7 protein-coding genes are annotated in these 14,768 nt (G+C 65.2%); 6 read left to right on the forward strand and 1 reads right to left on the reverse strand.

The window, feature by feature from the left end:
• Positions 1-324: 324 nt before the first annotated feature.
• The 6 genes from IB273_RS14365 to IB273_RS14390 all read left to right on the forward strand — a co-directional run bounded on the left by IB273_RS14365 (position 325) and on the right by IB273_RS14390 (position 8,233).
• The gene (locus IB273_RS14365; protein ID WP_192224330.1) at positions 325-1,014 is read left to right on the forward strand and encodes an HAD-IB family phosphatase; all 690 of its coding nucleotides are present in this window, start codon (positions 325-327) and stop codon (positions 1,012-1,014) included.
• A gap of 34 nt (positions 1,015-1,048) precedes the next feature.
• Positions 1,049-2,089 (forward strand): TerC/Alx family metal homeostasis membrane protein, encoded by a 1,041-nt coding sequence (locus IB273_RS14370; RefSeq protein WP_081518617.1) that lies wholly within the window; start codon positions 1,049-1,051, stop codon positions 2,087-2,089.
• A 299-nt stretch (positions 2,090-2,388) separates the two neighbouring features.
• The gene (locus IB273_RS14375; protein WP_192224331.1) at positions 2,389-4,164 is read left to right on the forward strand and encodes a type I secretion system permease/ATPase; all 1,776 of its coding nucleotides are present in this window, start codon (positions 2,389-2,391) and stop codon (positions 4,162-4,164) included.
• Positions 4,145-5,458 carry an HlyD family type I secretion periplasmic adaptor subunit gene (locus tag IB273_RS14380; RefSeq protein ID WP_192224332.1) on the forward strand — a complete coding sequence of 438 codons (1,314 nt, stop codon included), beginning with the start codon at positions 4,145-4,147 and terminating at the stop codon, positions 5,456-5,458. The genes IB273_RS14375 and IB273_RS14380 overlap by 20 nt, the downstream gene beginning before the upstream one ends.
• 2 nt (positions 5,459-5,460) lie before the next feature.
• On the forward strand, positions 5,461-6,840 hold the full coding sequence (locus IB273_RS14385) for a TolC family protein (protein ID WP_192224333.1): 1,380 nt from the start codon (positions 5,461-5,463) through the stop codon (positions 6,838-6,840).
• 634 nt (positions 6,841-7,474) lie between these two features.
• The gene (locus IB273_RS14390; protein WP_081518613.1) at positions 7,475-8,233 is read left to right on the forward strand and encodes a LuxR C-terminal-related transcriptional regulator; all 759 of its coding nucleotides are present in this window, start codon (positions 7,475-7,477) and stop codon (positions 8,231-8,233) included.
• A gap of 102 nt (positions 8,234-8,335) precedes the next feature.
• On the opposite strand, the gene IB273_RS14395 is transcribed toward IB273_RS14390, so the two are convergent.
• Complete coding sequence (locus tag IB273_RS14395) at positions 8,336-14,695, reverse strand: DUF5801 repeats-in-toxin domain-containing protein (RefSeq protein WP_225610162.1); 6,360 nt, start codon at positions 14,693-14,695, stop codon at positions 8,336-8,338.
• Positions 14,696-14,768: the final 73 nt, after the last annotated feature.

Here is a 14,768-nt window from a genome sequence, read left to right on the forward strand (position 1 = left end):
TTTCGTTTGTGCGCTGAAAAAGCGTCCCGCCGCCATGATCGGGACGCTCCAGCCCGTACTCCCCGGCGTCCGTCCGCCACGCTCCCGTCGCGATACACGCCGTTGAACCCCGAACCGGCTGCGCCTTATCCGCGCGAAACCCATCGCGCGCCTGCATTAAAGAAGATTCCGACGCACCCCTGAGGGAAATCCCGTTTGTCGGCCCGGATGGGCGCCCGAGAATGCCTGCGCTCGATCGCCCCGCGATGGAGCGGGCCCCGTTCGTGCCGCCTGGCGGCGATATGAGCGGGAATTCCTGGTCGCCCTGGTGAGGTTGCTGAGCGAATGGTGGAGTTGCTGAATCGCCTGGAATCAGGCCGCCGCGAGTGTCCGCCGAGCGCGGGCAGTGTCCTGTCGGTTTTCGATTTCGACGGCACGCTGACCCGCCACGACAGCTTTCTGCCGTTCCTCTGGTTCGCTTTCGGCACGCTCGGATGCCTGCGGCGCCTGCCCGCCCTGATGCTGCCAAGCCTGGCATTCCTTGTTCGGCGAGTCAGTCGCGATGAACTCAAGGCCCGCCTGATTGCGGTGTTCCTGCGGGGCATCGAGGCGAAATGGCTGTCGGATCGCGCGCAAGCGTACTGCCGCTTCATCTGGGGCTATCTGCTGCGTCCGGAAGGGTTGCGCGGTGTGGCCACCGAGCTTGAGTCAGGGGCGCAAGTGACCCTTTGCTCGGCGTCACCGGCACTGGTGCTGCGGCCCTTCGCCGAGCGCCTGGGCGTCCGGCTGATCGGCACTGAGCTGGAAGTCGTCGATGGCCGCCTCACCGGCCGCATCGTTGGCGGCAACTGCCGGGCCGAGAACAAGGTGCTGCGCCTGCAGGCGAAGTACGGCCCCCTCACGGATTACCGGCTACGCGCCTGGGGCGATACCCAGGGTGACCACGCCCTGCTGCGAGCCGCCCAGGACCCGCATTGGCGGGCCTTCCATCCCCGCTGGCGGCGCACATCCGGCCCGACGCGCCCGGCCGCCTGATCCGATCGACATTCCTTTTTCGAGAGCTGCAATCGTGGAACAGACACATATAGGTTTTCCCCCACTGACAATGGCGGTTTTCATCGGGCTGGCCCTGGTTGCCCTCCTGCTGGACATGGCGACCCACCGGGACAACAAGCCCATCTCCCTGGCGGGAGCCGTGGGCTGGTCGATCTTCTGGGTCGCGATTTCCCTGGGCTTCGCCGGCTTCCTCTATATCCAGCACGGGGCCCAGGTGGCCAGCCTGTTCCTCACCGGTTACGCGCTGGAGAAGGTGCTGAGCGTCGACAACCTGTTCGTGTTCATCGCCATCTTCGCCTGGTTCAAGATGCCGGACGGTCTGCGCCACCGGGTGCTGTACTGGGGCATCATCGGCGCCATCGTGTTCCGCGCCATCTTCGTGGCCATCGGCACCGGTCTGCTGGCCTTCGGCCCCTGGGTGGAAATCCTGTTCGCCGTCATCGTCGCCTGGACCGGCGTGATGATGCTCAAGGGCGGCAACGATGAGGACGAGGAGGAGGACTATTCCCAGCACCTGGCCTACCGCTTCGCCAGCAAGTTGTTCCCGGTCTGGCCGAAGCTGCTGGGTGGCCGCTTCTTCGTGGGGCGCAAGCAGCTCGAAAGCGAAGTGCTAAAGCCGGAGAACAAGGGCATCAGCTTGGCCGCCAAGGGCGCGCTGTTCGCCACGCCGATGTTCCTCTGCCTGGTGGTGGTCGAGGTGTCGGACGTGCTGTTCGCCTTCGACTCGGTACCGGCGGTGATCGCCGTCAGCCGCGAGCCGCTGATCGTCTACTCGGCCATGCTGTTCGCCATCCTCGGCCTGCGCACGCTGTACTTCGTGCTGGAAGCGCTCAAGCGCTACCTGGTGCACCTGGAGAAGGCCGTGGTGGTTCTGCTGTTCTTCATCGCCGCCAAGCTGGGCCTGAATGCCACTGACCATCTGTTCCACCACGGTATCAGCATCGATGCCAATACCAGCCTGATCGTGGTGCTGGTGGTCCTGGCGCTGGGCATACTTGCCAGCCTGCTGTTCCCGGGCAAGGAGGACGCTCAGGCCGAGGCTTCCGAGCGCTGATCCGGACAAACTACCGCTACGCAGAAAGCCCGCCTCACCGCGGGCTTTTTTTGTTTGCTCAAGCCGGTGATCGGATTTTTCAGGGTTTCGGCGGAACCAGTCTCATTTGGTGCCAGGGGCCGCCGTAGAGCGGTTCGAATGAGCTGCCACGGATCGCTCGAACGCGCTGAGTGCGCAGATTTTTCACGAGTTTTTCACGGACTTCGCTCCGTGCCGCAGGTGGCATGGCCATTGGCCGCACAGCGGCAATTGGCCTGATCTAAGCTCCACTCAGGTTGGCCTCTCGAGCAGAGGTTTCCATGCGAAGTACTCCTGAAGAAAGCCTTCGAAGCGCGCTGCAGGCCTGCCGCGAGAGTTTCCTGTTCGTGGGATTCTTCAGCCTGTTCATCAACGCGCTGATGCTCGTCCCGACCTTCTACATGCTGCAGGTCTACGGACGGGTGATCACCAGTGGCAGCCTGACCACGCTGACCATGCTGACGCTGATCATGACCTTGCTGGTGATCACCCTCGGCTCCCTGGAATGGGTCCGTTCGCGCATTCTGGTGCGGGTCAGCACCAGGCTCGATGTGCTGCTCAGCCGCCAGGTCTACAAGGCCAGCTTCAAACGTGCGCTGCATAGCGGCGGGATGGACACCTCAGCGCAGCCACTCAACGACCTGACCGGCCTGCGCCAGTTCCTCGCCGGCAGTGGTCTGTTCGCCTTCTTCGATGCCCCCTGGCTGCCCATCTACATCGCCGTGATGTTTCTCTTCCACCCCTGGCTGGGCTGGGTGGCGGTGGGCAGCGTGGTGTTGCTGCTGGTGCTCGCCATCATCAATGAGAAGCTCACCGCGTCAGCCCTGGCGCAGGCCAACAAGGAGCACATCGCGGCGACGCTGCACACCACCAAGAACCTGCGCAATGCCGAAGTCATCGAGTCCATGGGCATGCTGGAAACCCTGATGGACCGCTGGGGCGCGCGGCAGCGCGGCGTGCTGTTGCTGCAGTCCCTGGCCAGCGACAAGGGCGCGATCATCAGCACTATTTCCCGCACCTTCCGCCTGCTGGTGCAGTCGCTGGTGCTGGGGCTGGGCGCCTACCTGGCCGTGGATCACCAGGTGGGACCGGGCATGGTGTTCGCCGGTGCCGTTCTGCTCGGCCGGGCGCTGGCGCCGCTGGACCTGATCATCGGCAGCTGGAAGGGCTTCATCTCGGCCCGCTCGCAGTACAACCGGCTCAACGACATCCTCGAAAAACTGCAGGCGCAACCCGAGCGCATGCCGCTGCCGGCACCGCAAGGACATATCCAGGTGGAGAATCTGGTCGTCGCGGCGCCCGGCTCGATGACGCCGATCATCAAGAACATCAGCTTCAGCGTGCCCGCCGGTTGCGTGGTGGGCATCATCGGCCCGAGTGCGGCGGGGAAGTCGACCCTGGTGCGGGCGCTGATGGGCGTCTGGCCGCCGCTGCATGGCGTCGTCCGCCTGGACGGCGCGGACATCAGTACCTGGAACAAGCACGACCTCGGCCCGCACATCGGCTACCTGCCCCAGGACATCGAGCTGTTCGAGGGTACCGTGGGCGAGAACATCGCCCGCTTCACCGAGCTGGATTCGGAGAAGGTCATCCAGGCGGCGAAGATCGCCGGCGTCCACGAGATGATCCTGCTGCTGCCCGATGGCTACGACACCGTCATCGGCAGCGAAGGGCTGATGCTCTCGGGCGGACAGCGCCAGCGCATCGGTCTGGCCCGCGCGCTGTATGGCAGCCCGCGGCTGATCGTGCTCGACGAACCCAACTCCAATCTCGACGACGTCGGTGATCGCGCCCTGGCGGCCGCCATCCACCAGCTCAAACTGAGCGGCGCGACCGTGTTCGTCATCACCCATCGCACCAACCTCGTTTCCCAGCTGGACCGGTTGATGCTGATGAACGACGGCACCGTCACGCTCTACGGCCCCCGCGATCAGGTGCTGGCTGAACTCACCGCCAGGCAGCAGCCACAGGTGCAGCAACGGCCCATGCCGGCGGGCGCGAGCATCGCTCCGGTGGATACCCACAAGGATGACGCCGATGCCCAGTCACCCCATTGAGAGCTTTGCCGACCTGCCTGTGTCGGACCTCAAGGTCCGCCGCGTGGGGCTGGCCATCGTCGCGGTGACATTCGGGCTGTTCGGCACCTGGGCAGCATTCGCACCGCTGGACGGCGCGGTCTACGCGCCGGGGGTGGTGACCGTGCAGGCTTACCGCAAGACGGTGCAGCACCCTGAAGGCGGCATCGTCAAGGAGGTGCTGGTGCACGACGGTGACATCGTCAAACGCGATGCCCCGCTGATCGTGCTCGACGACGCGCAGCTGCGTTTCGAGTTCGACATGACGCGCAGCCAGCTGATCGCCGCCGAGGCCATGGAGGCGCGGCTGAAGGCCGAACGCGATGCGCAGACCGCGATCGATTTCGACGGTGTTGGCGATCTGGCCAGCCCCCGCGGTGTAGAGGCGCGGCAGAGCGAGACGCAGGTATTCAACGCCCGCCAGGGCTCGCGGCAGGGCCAGATTTCCGTGCTGCGCGAGCGCATCGGCCAGCTGAACCAGCAGATCGACGGGCTGCAATCGATGATCGGCGCCAAGGCCCAGCTGGCGAATTCCTACAGCGGCGAGATCGGCGAGCTGTCCGACCTGCTCAAGCAGGGTTACGTCGACAAGCAGCGCCTGCTCGAGCAGCAGCGCAAGCTGGAGATGATCCGTGCGGAAGTCGCCGATCACCGCTCCACCATCAACCGCACGCGCCTGCAGATCAACGAAACGCAGCTGCAGATCCTGCAGATCGACAAGGACTTCAGCGCCGAGGTCGCCAAGCAACTGGCCGAGGTGCAGACGCGCATCTACGACTTGCAGGAGAAGAGCTCGTCCCTGCAGGACCGCCTGGGCCGCATCGTCATTCGCGCGCCTGACGCGGGCATGGTGATCGGCATGACGGTGCACACCGTGGGCGGCGTGGTGCGACCGGCTACGCCGCTGCTGGACATCGTGCCCTCGGTGTCCGAGCTGGTGATCGAGGCCCAGGTGCCGCCGGTGGACATCGACCGCGTGGCCATCGGCAAGCGCGCGGACATTCGCTTCAGCGCCTTCAACAGCGCGACCACTCCGGTCATCGAGGGCGAGGTGATCAACGTCTCGGCGGATCGTCTGGTCAGTGAGAAGACCAACGCCGCCTACTACCTGACGCGGGTGCGGGTCACCGAGAAAGGTGCCCGTGCGCTGGGCGAACGCAAGTTGCTGCCGGGCATGCCGGCGGACGTGCTGATCATCACCGGGCAACGCACCCTGTTGCAGTACCTGATGCAGCCGGCGCGCAACGCCCTTTCCCAATCGATGATCGAGGAATGACCATGGCTGCATCTTCCTTTGTGCTGGCGGGGGCGTTGATGCTGGCGGCGGGAGCCGCTCTGGCGCAGACCTCTACGGTGGCGCCCGCTGGAGTCAGTGTCGCCGATGACGCCACCGACCTGCTGCACCTGTACCACGAGGCGCGGCTGGAGGACCCGCAGATACTGGCTTCCTACGCCCATGCGCAGGCGGGCAAGGAGTACCAGCGCGAGGCCATGGGCGTGCTGCTGCCGCAGCTGTCGGTCAACGCCGGGACCAACCAGATCCACCAGCGCAATGACCTGATCGACGAGAGCTACGACAGCGAGAACTACAGCCTGGTGCTGCGCCAGTACCTCTACAACAAGGCGGCCTGGGAGAACTACCAGAAGTTCAAGAGCATGGCCCTGCAGTCCGAATCCGAGGCGCTGGATGCCCAGGCCGAGGCCACGGTGGAACTGGCGCGGCGCTACTTCACTGCACTGGCCGCCGAGGACGAGCTGGAGCTGGTGATTGCCGAGCGCCGCACCACCCAGGAAAGCCTCGACCGGGTCAATGCGCTGTACGCCAAGCAACTGGCCCTGGTGACCGACCAGCTCGACCTGCAGGCGCGGGTGGACCTGCTCGCGGCGCAGGAACTGGAGGCGCGCAACCAGGCGATCATCAGTCGCGAAGCACTCACCGAGATCGTCGGCCGGCCGGTGAAGGAGCGGCTCAGCCGGGTCCGTGATGACGTGCGCCTGCAGGCCTCGGAGCAGAGTCTGGAGAACTGGGTGCGCGACGGCATTGCCCTCAACCCGGCGCTCAAGGCACGGGAGAGTGGCGTCGCGGCAGCGGAGGCGGCACTGCGCAGCGGCAAGGGCGGGCACTACCCGACCCTGAGCCTGAACCTCAGCGCGCAGCAGACCAACGAGGGCTACAACAACTCCCTGGCGCCGCGCACCGACAGCTATGTCGCCGGCGTCGGCCTGCAGGTACCGATCTACAGCGGCGGCTCCACTTCGGCGCGGGTGCGCGGGCTGTACCAGGATCAGCTGGTGGCCGAGGAGCAACTGGAGGAAATCCGCCGGCGGGTGGTCAAGGAGATCACCAGCGCCTACCTCACGGCCAATTCCAACGGCGAGAAGATCCAGGCCAATCGCCTGGCCCTGGTCTCGGCGCACAAGTCGCGGGAGTCGGCGGAGAAGGCGCTCGGCTACGGCATGGTCAATGCGGTGGATGTACTGGCCGCGGTGCGCAACGAATTCCGCGCCCGGCGCGACCTGCTCAAGACCCAGTACGAGTTCCTCAGCAATGTCTTCACCCTCAACCGCTGGGCGGGCAAGCCGCCGATCGAGAGTGTGCAGAGTGTGAATAGCTGGCTCAGTGCCGGCGGCGGCAGCCAGGATTTCCCGCGTCCCTGATCTCCTCTTGGAGGGCGCGCGAGCGCCCTCGCAACTCCGGCGTCTGCCCGTGCGCGGCCAGCAGAATCCCCGCTGCCGGTCGTCTTTGCGTGTGTATGGCTCCCGCAAAGTGCCGGATTGACGAGATTTTGACGAGATTGTGCTTATCGTGATTTCTCCCAAGCCACTCGTCGTTTAATTGACGAGCCGGGCTGTGATCGGCAGCTGCTTAGCGAGTGTCGCGGGCGTTTCCAAGCTTTTGATTTTCCGGGTGTGGAGCGTGTCGCCAGGGACGAGCGGCACGACCGTTCGCCGCGAAATCGAACCGCTGGTCGACGGGTGGCAAGACGGGTAGCGAAGCGGCCTGACCTAGACTCAGGTGACCGGACGAGGGAGCACAGCATCATGTGCAACTGGTTGGTAGATATTCGTATTCATGCCGCCGCGAAGGCATTTCCCGGCCCGGGAAAGCCGCCTTTGGCCGGGTGCGCGGAGGTAATGCCCGCGCCAAAGAAGTCCCTGTCCGCCAGCTCCGGGGCTGGCACCGCGAGAACCTTTCGCCGCTTGCGTCTTGCTTCTAATCGCTGTGGCCCGGTGAGAACAACACCGATGGGCTGGAGCGCGCGAATCCTTATGCAGAGGGGGTCAGCCAGCCATGTCTGACCACAGAAAGCCGATACGGGTGATGCTGATCGATTGCCGCCCGCTTGTTCTGATCGGTCTTCACGACCTGATCAATGCCAGGAAGCCACGCATGGAGGTCAGCGGTCAGGCCACGACCTACACCTATGCCCTGGACCTGGCCGACCAGCAACGCCCCGACGTGATCTTCTTCAGCTTCTTTCCCGATGCCCTGAACCCGCTGGAGGTGGTCGGCGAATTGACCCGCAGCGCGCAGATGAAAGTGCTGGTGCTCAAGGGGCTGTACGAGGCAGTCCCGGTCGCCCAGGCGATAGAGGCGGGGGCGCGGGGCATCGTGCTGGCGGAAGACCCGACCGAGTCGATCATCCAGGCGATCGTCAATGTCCACCATCGCGATATCGGCCTGGACCGCGCCTGGGCGGGTGGGCTTTCCGGCTACGCCGCCAGTGGGCATGTACCGCTCAAGTGCAACCACGAGCAGGCCAAGCAGGCGCGGCTGACGCTGCGCGAGCGCGAGCTGATCAGCGCCATCGTCGAGGACCCGTCAGCCAAGTACATGAGCATCGCCGAGCGCCTGGGCATCAGCGAACACACGGTGCATAACCACCTGAGCAACATCTACCAGAAGCTCAATCTGATCAACCGCATGGACCTGCTGATGTACGCGTTGAAGCACGGACTGGCGGGCAGCGAGGAGCCGCCGGAGTCCGCCTGGGTGGAGCTGGACCGGACGCAGCCGCCGGGCAATGGCTCTTCGCTCAGAGGCACTTGAAGCGACACCTGCCTGCACGAATGCCTGCTCTGTTCTCCCCGTCCTGAAAAAACGATGCGGGGGTGGTTTCCACACCACCCCCGCACCTTTCCCGCGTGCGAACTACGTGGCGCTGCCGTGCACGATATCGGTGTTGAGGATATCGACCCCGACCAGGGTGATGGTCGTCAGCTGCCCGCCGGTCTCGTGGATCGTCACGATACTGTTGGCGCCACTGTTGTCGATGCTCTGCACGGTCGACGTGGCGTCGCCATTGAGGACCAGCTTGTCACGCTGGCCCGTGGTGTCGAAGCCGGTGACCTGGTACTTGTTCTCGGTGCGCGCCAGGTCGATGTTGAACGCCTCTTTCGTTCCGGTCACGCCCGCCAGCACGTAGTCGAAGGCCCCGCCGGCAGCCTTGTTGGCGAACAGGTTGGCGGAGAAGGCGCTGGTCGCCGCATCGCCGTCCTTGTCGGTCACCGTGGCGTTGAACGACAGCTTGACGTCACTGGCCAGGTTCTCGACCTGCTTGATGAACTGGATGGTCGGGACCTTGATCATGCCCTCGGCCATGGTCAGCTGGATGGCGTCGATCAGCTTGCCGGCGACGGTCTGCACGGTGAAGGATTTCTGCCCGCCGGACTCGTTCTGCAGGTTCGCCGCCAGCACCTTGATCGGTGCGCCGGAGGTCGTGCCGTCGTCGTAGTAGGCGACGTAGTACAGCGACTCCGACGTCGGGTCGTAGCCGCCCACCGAGTTGTCGATGAAGACCTTCACCGAGGTCAGCAGCGTCTGCGGGTTGGCGACGAAGCTGTCGTCACCGGCGGTAATGCCGGCACCACTGCCCTGCAGGACGTTGTTCTTCACGCCGATGCCGGAGGTACTGACGTTGAGGGCCTTCTGGTCGTCGATGTAGGACGGCAGCGGATTGGTCTGCAACTGCGCCTCGGTGGGGTCGGTCAAGCCCAGGCCGATACCGGTGAGGATGCTGTTCGAGCCGGTCTGTGGTGCCAGCGCCTTGGCCGCGAAGAACACCACGGCGTCGGTGCCGATGGTCAGGGTCTGCACCGGGTCCGGGCCGCCGGCGCCGAGCTGGCCATTGGCGGTGCTCAGTACCAGTGTCGAACTGAAGCCCTGCACCAGGTCCAGGGTGTAGGTACCGTCGGCCAGGGCCGTCAGCGTGTAGTCGACGCTGGTGTTGGCGGTGCTGGCGTTGTTGTCGAAGTCACCGGTGAGGGTGCCGGCGAAGTGGAAGGCGCCATTGGCATCCGGCGACGGTGACGTTTCGGTGAGTGTGCCGGTCCCGGTGGTGGTGGTGCCGTTGGGTCGAACCAGGGTGAACTGCCCGTTCGCCAGGACGATATCCAGGCCTGCCGCGCTGCTGCCGTCGGCACCGAAGGCATGGTCCCAGTAGCCGGTCTGGGCAATGGTGCTGCCGGTGCCGACGATGTTGCCGAAAGCCAGGGCTGGCCCGTCGTCGCGGAAGATCAGGTTCTGCCCGATGTTCAGGGTGGCCTGGGCGCTGTCGCCGTCCTTGTCGGTGATGGTCGCGGTGAGTTTCACCAGGCTGTCCGAGGTGAGCGTCCTGGTGTCATCCGGATCGCTGGCATTGGCGTGGACCACGGCGCGCATCTGGTCGAGGGTGACGTCGCCGTTGGTGGCTGCGCTGACGGTGAAGACCAGCACATTGCTGACGGCGGTGCGGCCTTCCACCACGCCGTTGTTGACCGACAGGTTGACTGCCTGCCCGGTGGCGGTGTCGACCAGCCCTGACGCTCCGGCGACCACGCTCAGGGCGTAAGTGAGGGTGCCGGCTCCGTCGGCGCCGAAGCCCGAACTGAAGTTGGCGGCAAAGTTCGCCGTGGCGTTGGTGGCCAGCACGGTTTCGTCCACCGTCAGGGTCGGCTCGCTGCCAGTGGTGCTGATGGTCGGCCCGTCGTCCTTGAAGATCAGGTTCTGGCCGATGTTGATCGTGGTCTGGGCGCTGTCGCCGTCGCCGTCAGTCTTGGTCGCGGTCAGGGTCACCAGGTTGTCCGAGGTGAGAGTCCGCGAGTCATCCGGGTCGCTGGTGTTGGCGTGGACGATGGCGCGTTGCTGGTCGAGGGTGACATCACCGTTGGCATTGACGCTGACGGTGAACACCAGGTCATTGCTGATGGCGCAGCGGCCTTCCACCACGGTGCCATTGAGCGAGAGCACCACCGACTGCCCGGTAGCGGTATCGGTGAGCCCGGAAGCTCCCGAGACGCAACCCAGGGTGTAGGTCAGGGTGCCGGCCCCGTCGGCGCCGAACGACGAGAGGAAGTTGGCGGAGAAGGCCTGCAGGGCGTTGGTGGTCAGGTCCGAGTCATCCACTGTCAGTACCGGTTCGGTGCCGGCGGGGCTGATGCTTGGGCCGGCATCCTTGAACACCAGGTTCTGGCCGATGTTGAGGGTGGCCTGGACGCTGTCGCCATCCTTGTCGGTCTTGGTTGCGGTGAGTTTCACCAGGTCGTCCGAGGTGAGGGTTCTGGAGTCGTCCGGATTGCTGGTGTCGGCGTGGACGATGGCGCGCTGCTGGTCGAGGGTGACGTCACCATTGGCGGCAACGCTCACCTTGAACACCAGCAGGTTGGTGGTGACCGTGCGGCCCTCCACCACGGCGCCGTTCATGGACAGGTTCACTGCCTCACCGGTGGCCGTGTCGGTCAGCCCGGAGCCTCCAGCGATCACGCTCAGCGCATAGGCCAGGGTGCCGGCTCCATCGGCGCCGAAGCCCGAGCTGAAGTTGCCGGCGAAGCTCTGGGTCGCGTCGACGGTCAGGTCGGACTCGTCCACCGTCAGAGTCGGCTCGGTGCCGGTGGTGCTGATGTTCGGGCCGTCGTCCTTGAACACCAGGTTCTGCCCGATGTTCAGCGTGGCCTGGACACTGTCACCGTCGCCGTCGGTCTTGGTCGCGGTGAGTTTCACCAGGTCGTCGGAGGTCAGGGTCCTGGAGTCATCCGGGTCGCTGCTGTTGGCGTGGACGATGGCCCGTTGCTGGTCGAGGGTGACGTCGCCATTGGCGGCCACGCTGACGGTGAACACCAGCTGGCTGGTGGTAGCGGTGCGGCCTTCGACCACGGCGCCGTTCATCGACAGATTCACCGCTTCGCCAGTGGCTGTATCGGTCAGCCCCGAAGCACCGGCGATCACGCTCAGTGCATAGGTCAGGGTACCGGCCCCGTCGGCTCCGAAGCCTGAGGTGAAGTTGGCGGCGAAGTTCTGCGTGGAGTTGGTCGCCAGCACCGATTCGTCCACCGTCATCACCGGCTCGACGCTGGTGGTGCTGATGTTCGGTCCGTCGTCCTTGAACACCAGGTTCTGCCCGATGTTCAGCGTGGCCTGGGTGCTGTCGCCGTCGCCGTCGGTCTTGGTCGCGGTCAGTTTCACCAGGTTGTCGGAGGTCAGGGTCCTGGAATCATCCGGATCGCTGGTGTTGGCGTGGACGATGGCGCGCTGCTGGTCGAGGGTAACGTCGCCATTGGCGGCGACGCTGACGGTAAACACCAGGTCGTTGCTGATGGCCGTGCGGCCTTCCACCACGGCGCCATTCATGGCCAGGTTCACGGCTTGTCCGGTGGCCGTATCGGTCAGCCCGGAGGCACCGGCAATCACGCTCAGCGCATAAGTCAGCGTGCCCGCGCCGTCGGCGCCGAAGCCCGAGGTGAAGTTGCCGGCGAAGTTAGCCGTGGCGTTGGTGGCCAGCACGGTTTCGTCCACCGTCATCACTGGCTCGACGCCGGTGGTGCTGATGTTCGGTCCGTCGTCCTTGAACACCAGGTTCTGCCCGATGTTCAGCGTGGCCTGGGCGCTGTCGCCGTCGCCGTCGGTCTTGGTCGCGGTGAGTTTCACCAGGTCGTCCGAGGTGAGGCTTCTGGAGTCGTCCGGATTGCTGGTGTCGGCGTGGACGATGGCGCGCTGCTGGTCGAGGGTAACGTCACCATTGGCGGTGACGCTGACGGTGAACACCAACTGGTTGGTGGTGGCGGTGCGGCCTTCGACCACGGCGCCATTCATCGACAGGTTCACCGCTTCGCCGGTAGCCGTGTCGGTCAGCCCCGACGCCCCTGCGATCACGCTCAGCGCGTAGGTGAGGGTGCCGGCCCCGTCGGCACCGAAGGCCGAGGTGAAGTTGGCGGCGAAGTTCTGCGTGGAGTCGGTCGCCAGCACCGACTCGTCCACCGTCATCACCGGCTCGACGCCAGTGGTGCTGACGTTCGGGCCGTCGTCCTTGAACACCAGGTTCTGGCCGATGTTCAGCGTGGCCTGGGCGCTATCGCCGTCACCGTCGGTCTTGGTCGCGGTCAGTTTCACCAGGTCGTCGGAGGTCAGGGTCTTCGAGTCATCCGGATTGCTGGTGTTGGCGTGGACAATGGCGCGCTGCTGGTCCAGCGTCACGGTGCCGTTGGCGGCCACGCTGACGGTGAACACCAGGTCGTTGCTGATGGCCGTGCGGCCTTCCACCACGGCGCCGTTCATGGCCAGGTTCACGGTTTGTCCGGTGGCCGTGTCGACCAGCCCGGAGGCGCCGGCGATCACGCTCAGCGCATAGGTCAGGGTACCCGCGCCGTCGGCGCCGAAGGCCGAGGTGAAGTTCGCGGCGAAGCTCTGCGAGGCATCGGTGGTGAGGACGGACTCGTCCACCGTCAGCGTGGGTTCAGTGCCGGTGGTGCTGATGCTCGGGCCGTCGTCCTCGAAGATCATCTTCGAGCCGATTTCCGCCGTGGCGGTGGACACCTGCAGCAGCTTGAAGCCGCCGATGTCGAAGGCGGCGTGGTCATTTCCCTTGGCGCCGACCGCAGAGCCGTTCTCGACCAGCACGCGGTTGTGGTCGGCTGTGGTGGTGTACTCGATCTTGTAGCCGGCCAGCACGCCGGTAATGGTCGCCACGCCACCCGTGATGGTGATGGTGATGCTTGGATCGTTCACCAGGCCGTTGGAGTTCTCCAGCACCGCACCGGTGGTGCTGTTGAGAACGCGGACGTTGGTGATGGCGACCGTCGCGTCGCCGACATAGCCGTCGATGAAGGCGTTACCCGCTTCGACCGCGGTGCTGAAGGCGCTGAGTTTGACGATGGCGCTCTTGCCGCTCTGTAGCTGCACGACGTCGAAGCTGGCGGTCTTGGCATTGAACATCTGGGTGAAGTCGATGTTGGCTTCAACGTCCGCTTCGTTCTGGTCCAGGTTGGGGATGGTCACGTTCTGCCGGGCGCCGGTGACGAAGGTGAACCTTATGCCTTCCTGCTCGGTGATCATCTGGTTGTTGGTGCCGAAGGTGGTCGGGCCGCCGGCCTGGCTGGTGTTGATGGTGTCACCGGTGGTGATGTTGGCGCCGGTGGACTGGTTGGCCGGGTCCCTGCCGGTGGCGATGATGGTCGGGTCGGTGATGCGGATCACCCCGTTGTCATTGACCGTCGTGGGCGTTGCCGTGGTGAACATCAGGAACAGGTTCTGCCCGGACGGCGCGTCGGCCAGGCTGAAGGTCAGGTCCTGGCTGGTGCCGATGAAGACCTTGTTCAGCAGGTCGAGAGCGTCGTCGGGATTGCTGGTGACCGGGTGTTTGAGTGGCTGGTACTCCACGGTCCAGATCTTGCCACCGCTGACCGGCGAGCCGGTTTCCTCGATGTAGGCGGCGAACACGATGGCGCCTGCGGGACCGCCGGCACGCCCGACCAGCACGTTGTTGTTGGTGGCGTCGGTGTAGAGAAGGATGTCCTGCCCGGCGAGGGTATCCAGGCCGCTGTCCAGGCCGTTGAGCGGCGCGCCGTTGCTGCCGGTGAAGAGAATGTCGGTGATGGCTCCGCCGGGGGCGGCGCTGATGGTGAAGGCGTTGCTGCCGGTGTTGCCGGCCGCGCCGGTATAGCCGCTCAGGGCGGCGCCCGAGGCAGTGCCGGCGCCCAGGGCCGTCAGGCGGGCGGTGAACGCGGCAGGCAGGGACGCGAGGAGGATATCGTTGTCATTGGCGTCGCCCGCCGGGCTCGGGGTGGCCGTGGCGTTCTGCAGGCCGGCGGTTTCGTCCAGCGAGACGGTCACGCCGGTTGCCGACACGACGGGGCCGGCGTCGGTAAAGGTGGCGGTCGCCGTGGCGCCGTCACTGGAAGCGGAGAGCAGGAATCTTGCCCCTGCCGAGTCGTCCGGGTCGACATACCAGGAAGTGGTGATGCTGCCGTTGACCTGGCCGTCCAGGTCGCCGGCGCCGCCGTCGGTCACGTACCAGGGATCGTGTCCGGCACCGGCACTGGTGTTGAGTACGTCATCCGGGGTACCCCAAGCGCCGTCGGCGCCGGGGCTGGTGGCGTGGTCCACCTCGATCTTCACGGTGCTGCCGGCGGTGAAGCCGCTGGCGGTGATGATGGCGGTGCTGCCGGGGGCATAGTCGTTCTGGTCGGTGGTAACGGAAGGGCTGTTGGTGTCATCTGCGGTGGGGCGCGTTGGCGACGCAATCTTCTTATGGAGGGTCATGATGTTCTCCCGGGCATTTCCATGCGTGGCGGCCAGACCTCGACTGCTGGCCTTTTACTGCTACATGCCACGA

The sequence above is a fragment of the Pseudomonas sp. PDM19 genome, from assembly GCF_014852215.1.
Lineage (GTDB): Bacteria > Pseudomonadota > Gammaproteobacteria > Pseudomonadales > Pseudomonadaceae > Pseudomonas.

Coding starts and splice junctions, on each gene's coding strand:
- IB273_RS14365 (WP_192224330.1), top strand. CDS start 325: ATGGTGGAGTTGCTGAATCGCCTGGAATCAGGCCGCCGCGAGTGTCCG.
- IB273_RS14375 (WP_192224331.1), top strand. CDS start 2,389: ATGCGAAGTACTCCTGAAGAAAGCCTTCGAAGCGCGCTGCAGGCCTGC.
- IB273_RS14380 (WP_192224332.1), top strand. CDS start 4,145: ATGCCCAGTCACCCCATTGAGAGCTTTGCCGACCTGCCTGTGTCGGAC.
- IB273_RS14385 (WP_192224333.1), top strand. CDS start 5,461: ATGGCTGCATCTTCCTTTGTGCTGGCGGGGGCGTTGATGCTGGCGGCG.
- IB273_RS14390 (WP_081518613.1), top strand. CDS start 7,475: ATGTCTGACCACAGAAAGCCGATACGGGTGATGCTGATCGATTGCCGC.
- IB273_RS14395 (WP_225610162.1), bottom strand. CDS start 14,695: ATGACCCTCCATAAGAAGATTGCGTCGCCAACGCGCCCCACCGCAGAT.